Source organism: Polaromonas sp. P1_G4, from assembly GCF_056405475.1.
This window is the reverse complement of the sequence record NZ_JBFUCA010000447.1, coordinates 1-3,606: the sequence shown is the minus strand read 5'-3', so window position 1 is coordinate 3,606 and position 3,606 is coordinate 1. Positions and strand designations below refer to the sequence as shown.

General features: G+C 61.8%; 6 protein-coding genes. 5 read left to right on the top strand and 1 reads right to left on the bottom strand.

The window, feature by feature from the left end:
• From AC1D1X_RS18460 to AC1D1X_RS18445, 4 genes are all read left to right on the top strand, one after another.
• Positions 1–284, top strand: a 284-nt coding sequence (locus AC1D1X_RS18460; protein ID WP_477698838.1) for an ABC transporter permease subunit, incomplete at its 5' end; no start/stop codon positions are given.
• A complete protein-coding gene (locus AC1D1X_RS18455; protein WP_477698837.1) occupies positions 262–993 on the top strand; it encodes an amino acid ABC transporter ATP-binding protein in 732 nt (243 codons plus the stop codon). The genes AC1D1X_RS18460 and AC1D1X_RS18455, both read left to right, overlap by 23 nt.
• Before the next feature lie 69 nt (positions 994–1,062).
• Positions 1,063–1,590, top strand: coding sequence for an O-acetyl-ADP-ribose deacetylase (locus AC1D1X_RS18450; protein ID WP_457280525.1), 528 nt, complete (start codon positions 1,063–1,065; stop codon positions 1,588–1,590).
• A gap of 3 nt (positions 1,591–1,593) precedes the next feature.
• Positions 1,594–2,010, top strand: coding sequence for a hypothetical protein (locus AC1D1X_RS18445; RefSeq protein WP_457280524.1), 417 nt, complete (start codon positions 1,594–1,596; stop codon positions 2,008–2,010).
• Between the two features lie 2 nt (positions 2,011–2,012).
• Here AC1D1X_RS18445 and AC1D1X_RS18440 read toward each other — a convergent pair whose 3' ends face one another.
• On the bottom strand, positions 2,013–2,579 hold the full coding sequence (locus AC1D1X_RS18440) for a TVP38/TMEM64 family protein (protein ID WP_477669226.1): 567 nt from the start codon (positions 2,577–2,579) through the stop codon (positions 2,013–2,015).
• 225 nt (positions 2,580–2,804) lie between these two features.
• On the opposite strand from AC1D1X_RS18440, the gene AC1D1X_RS18435 reads away from it, so the two are divergent.
• The gene (locus tag AC1D1X_RS18435) at positions 2,805–3,401 is read left to right on the top strand and encodes a cytochrome b/b6 domain-containing protein (RefSeq protein ID WP_477669225.1); all 597 of its coding nucleotides are present in this window, start codon (positions 2,805–2,807) and stop codon (positions 3,399–3,401) included.
• Positions 3,402–3,606: the final 205 nt, after the last annotated feature.

The window sequence follows — 3,606 nt, the reverse complement described above, 5'->3', positions numbered from 1 at the left end:
TGTCTTTTCCGCGCACCATGTACCACGTCGTGCTGCCGCAGGCTTTTCGCCGCATGCTGCCGCCGCTGGGCAACAACGCGATCTCGCTGCTGAAAGACTCGTCGCTGATCTCGGCGATTGGTCTGGCCGAACTGGCCTACGCCGCGCGCACCGTCGCCGGCGCCTATTCGCGCTACTGGGAGCCCTACCTCACCATCTCCCTCATGTACTGGGTGCTGACGCTGGGCCTGGCTTACCTTGTCAAAAAACTGGAGGCTCGTTATGGACGAGGTGATTCGCGTTAAGCGGCTGACCAAGCAGTTTGGCCACACGCCGGTATTGCGCGGCATCGACTGCGCCATCAAGGCCACCGAAGTCGTCTGCGTCATCGGCCCTTCCGGCTCGGGCAAAAGCACTTTTTTGCGCTGCCTGAACGGACTGGAAGACGCCAGCGGCGRCGAGGTGCTGGTGCACGGCGTGTCGGTGCACGAACCCAAGACCGACGTCGATGCCCTGCGCTCGGAAATCGGCATGGTGTTCCAGCGCTTCAATTTGTTTCCACACAAAACCGTGCTGGAAAACATCACGCTGGCGCCCACCAAGGTGCGCAAGCTGACGGCACTGGAGGCGCGCAACCGTGCCAGTGAACTGCTGGTCAAGGTCGGGCTGCTCGAAAAGATCGACGCCTACCCCAACCAGCTTTCGGGCGGGCAGCAGCAGCGCGTGGCAATTGCCCGTGCGCTGGCGATGCAGCCGCGCATCATGCTGTTTGACGAACCCACCTCTGCGCTCGACCCCGAAATGGTCGGCGAAGTGCTGGCCGTGATGCAGGCCCTGGCCGAAGAAGGCATGACCATGGTGGTCGTCACCCACGAAATGGGTTTTGCCCGCCAGGTGGCCGACCGCGTGATGTTCATCGACGAAGGCCTGGTGATCGAAGAGGGCTCACCGGCGGAGATCTTTGACAACCCCAAGGAAGAGCGTACCAAGCGCTTTTTGAGCAAGGTGTTGTGAGACAGCGCGCGCCCGCTCCTGCGGGCACGCGTTTCTCCCAGCAAGGTTCAGCCATCCAGAGAGGTCGCCATGCCTGCAACCCTCCGAGCCGTCCAGGCCGACATCACGAAACTGCAGCTTGACGCCATCGTCAACGCTGCCAATTCATCGCTGCTGGGCGGCGGCGGTGTCGACGGTGCCATTCATCGCGCTGCAGGGCCTGAACTGGTCCATGAATGCCGCCTGCTGGGCGGCTGTAAAACCGGCGAGGCCAAAGCCACCAAAGGCTACCGGCTCCCGGCGAAGTTCATCATCCACACGGTGGGTCCGGTCTGGCGCGGTGGCGGCAACGGCGAGCCTGAGTTGCTGGCCTCCTGCTACAGGCGCGCCATGGAAATCGCGGCAGCCAAAGGCGTTACGTCGATGGCCTTCCCCAGCATCAGCACCGGCATTTACGGCTACCCGATTGAGTTGGCTGCCCAGGTCGCAGTGGCCAGCGTGCGCCAGGCTCTGCAGCAACCCTCTTCCTTGACGGAAGTGGTGTTCTGCTGCTTTTCGGCGCAAGACCTGGCGGTCTACCAGCATGTGCTGGGCAAGGCCCTTGACTGCGGAGATTGACGCATGCCAGAACTTCCCGGCCTTGTCCCGATTGCATTCACCATTTTTTCGTATGTTGTCTGCGTCAAACTGGCGGCCTGGCTTTATCGCCGTACGCAACTGAGCTGGAAACACGCATTCATTTTCGGTGTTGTCCTGTTCATGGTTCTGTTCGCCGTCGGTGCTGTTGTCAGGTCGCTGGGCGCCGGCTCGGACCCCATACGCCAATCCCTTGTGGACCTGGCCACCGGACTGGCGGCACAACTGGGTCTGGGTGCATGGTGGCTCGGCTCGCGAGCCAGAACAAGGGCGGGTGCACCCCTTGAATTGAAAGGCGGAGCCTTGCTCGCCCTGATGACCTATGGGCTGGTTTTTTTCTTCTCTCTTGCGGCAGCGATTGCGCTGCCCTTCTTTTCCCGCATGGCAGGCAACGCCGTTTAGGTTCAGTACCCCGGCACCTTCAACACCCGCGCCAGGTAATCAAAAAACACGCAGTACAGCGCAATCGGCAGCGGCAGGCCCAGCAGGGTGCCCACCAGGTAGTCACGAAACTTCACCCCTGACATTGCCAGCGCGTAATTCAGCGCCGGTACGGTCTGCAGCAGCAAGCGCAGCACCACAATGCTCGCCACCGGCCGCGCGTCCAGCTGAGCCAGCATGCGTTGAGCCCACTGACCCTTGATCTGCCGCAAAGCGTCCCCGCCCATCAGGCGAATCAGCCAGAAGGTGAAGGCGCATGAGATCACGGCTGCGAGGTAAGTTGCCAGGCCACCCCACATCTCGCCGAGCGCCAGCACAGCCGCGGCCAGAAAAATCCAGCCGGGGATCTGGATCAGGTTGCCCAGCGCAAACAGCGCGATAAAAATCAGCAAGCCGCTGACTTCGTTGTCCAGGAATTTCTGGTGCAAGAAGGTCAGGCTGAAGTTGTCGCGCAAACCGGAAAGCTGGAACACCGCCAGCAGCAGCCCCAGAAACGCGACCACGGCGATCAGTCTTTTGTAGCGGTGCATCTTGACTCTATTGCGGGTTTGGGCAGGGACACCGGCCGATTTTAGGCGCCAGCCAACCCATGGCCATCCAGCCAGCCCGGGGCCCTTTTTGCAAATAAATGCAATCAGCCTGTAAGAAGCGCCCGCCCGGCCCGACCAAACAGCAACACGCAGCAAGACTGCGGCGGAAATCCCGGCAGTCCACTGGAAACCCGGGCGTTGCGGCCAGCACAAGAGGAGCATTTCATGAACACTTCCCGGCAGATCATCCACCCCGGCTGGTTGCGCGCCATGCACTGGCTCAATGCGTTGGCCGTGGTCGTGCTGATGATGAGCGGCTGGCGCATCTACAACGCCACGGCCTTCCTGGGCTTCAGCATTCCCAAAGACCTCACGCTGGGCGGCTGGCTGGGCGGCGCGCTGCAGTGGCACTTTGCGGCCATGTGGCTGCTGTTCTTTAATGGCCTGCTCTATCTGGCGTTCAACATCGTCACACGCAGGCTCTTTCACAAATTCTTTCCGCTTTCACCCAGGGCGCTGGTCGCCGACCTGCTCGCTGCCCTCAAGGGCAAGCTGGCCCATGCCGACCCCAGCCACTACAACACCGTGCAGCGCCTGGCCTATCTCTTCGTCATGGTGGACAGTGTCCTGCTCGTCGTTTCCGGCCTGGTGCTCTGGAAGTCTGTGCAGTTTCCGCTCCTGCGCGAACTGATGGGCGGCTACGAAGGCGCACGGCTGGTTCACTTTTTCGCCATGGCCGCGCTGGCCGCATTCGTCGCGGTTCACCTGGTGATGGTGGCGCTGGTGCCGCGCACCCTCGTCTATATGGTTCGCGGCCGCTGACCCGCCGAACAGCCCAACCGCCGCAAAGCGCAAGGATTACCCATGATCATCAAGCCCCCTCCCCGTATGGACATCGACAGCGCCGCCGTGCTGGACGAAGCTGTTGCGCGCATTGCCCACACCCGCAAGCTCGGTACGGCACGCCGCAATTTTTTACGCACCTCGCTCACGCTGGGCGGTCTTTCCATGCTGACCGGCTGCATGC

Excerpts from the sequence above, each read along its gene's own strand:
- AC1D1X_RS18450 (WP_457280525.1), top strand. The coding sequence starts at position 1,063 with ATGCCTGCAACCCTCCGAGCCGTCCAGGCCGACATCACGAAACTGCAG.
- AC1D1X_RS18445 (WP_457280524.1), top strand. The coding sequence starts at position 1,594 with ATGCCAGAACTTCCCGGCCTTGTCCCGATTGCATTCACCATTTTTTCG.
- AC1D1X_RS18440 (WP_477669226.1), bottom strand. The coding sequence starts at position 2,579 with ATGCACCGCTACAAAAGACTGATCGCCGTGGTCGCGTTTCTGGGGCTG.
- AC1D1X_RS18435 (WP_477669225.1), top strand. The coding sequence starts at position 2,805 with ATGAACACTTCCCGGCAGATCATCCACCCCGGCTGGTTGCGCGCCATG.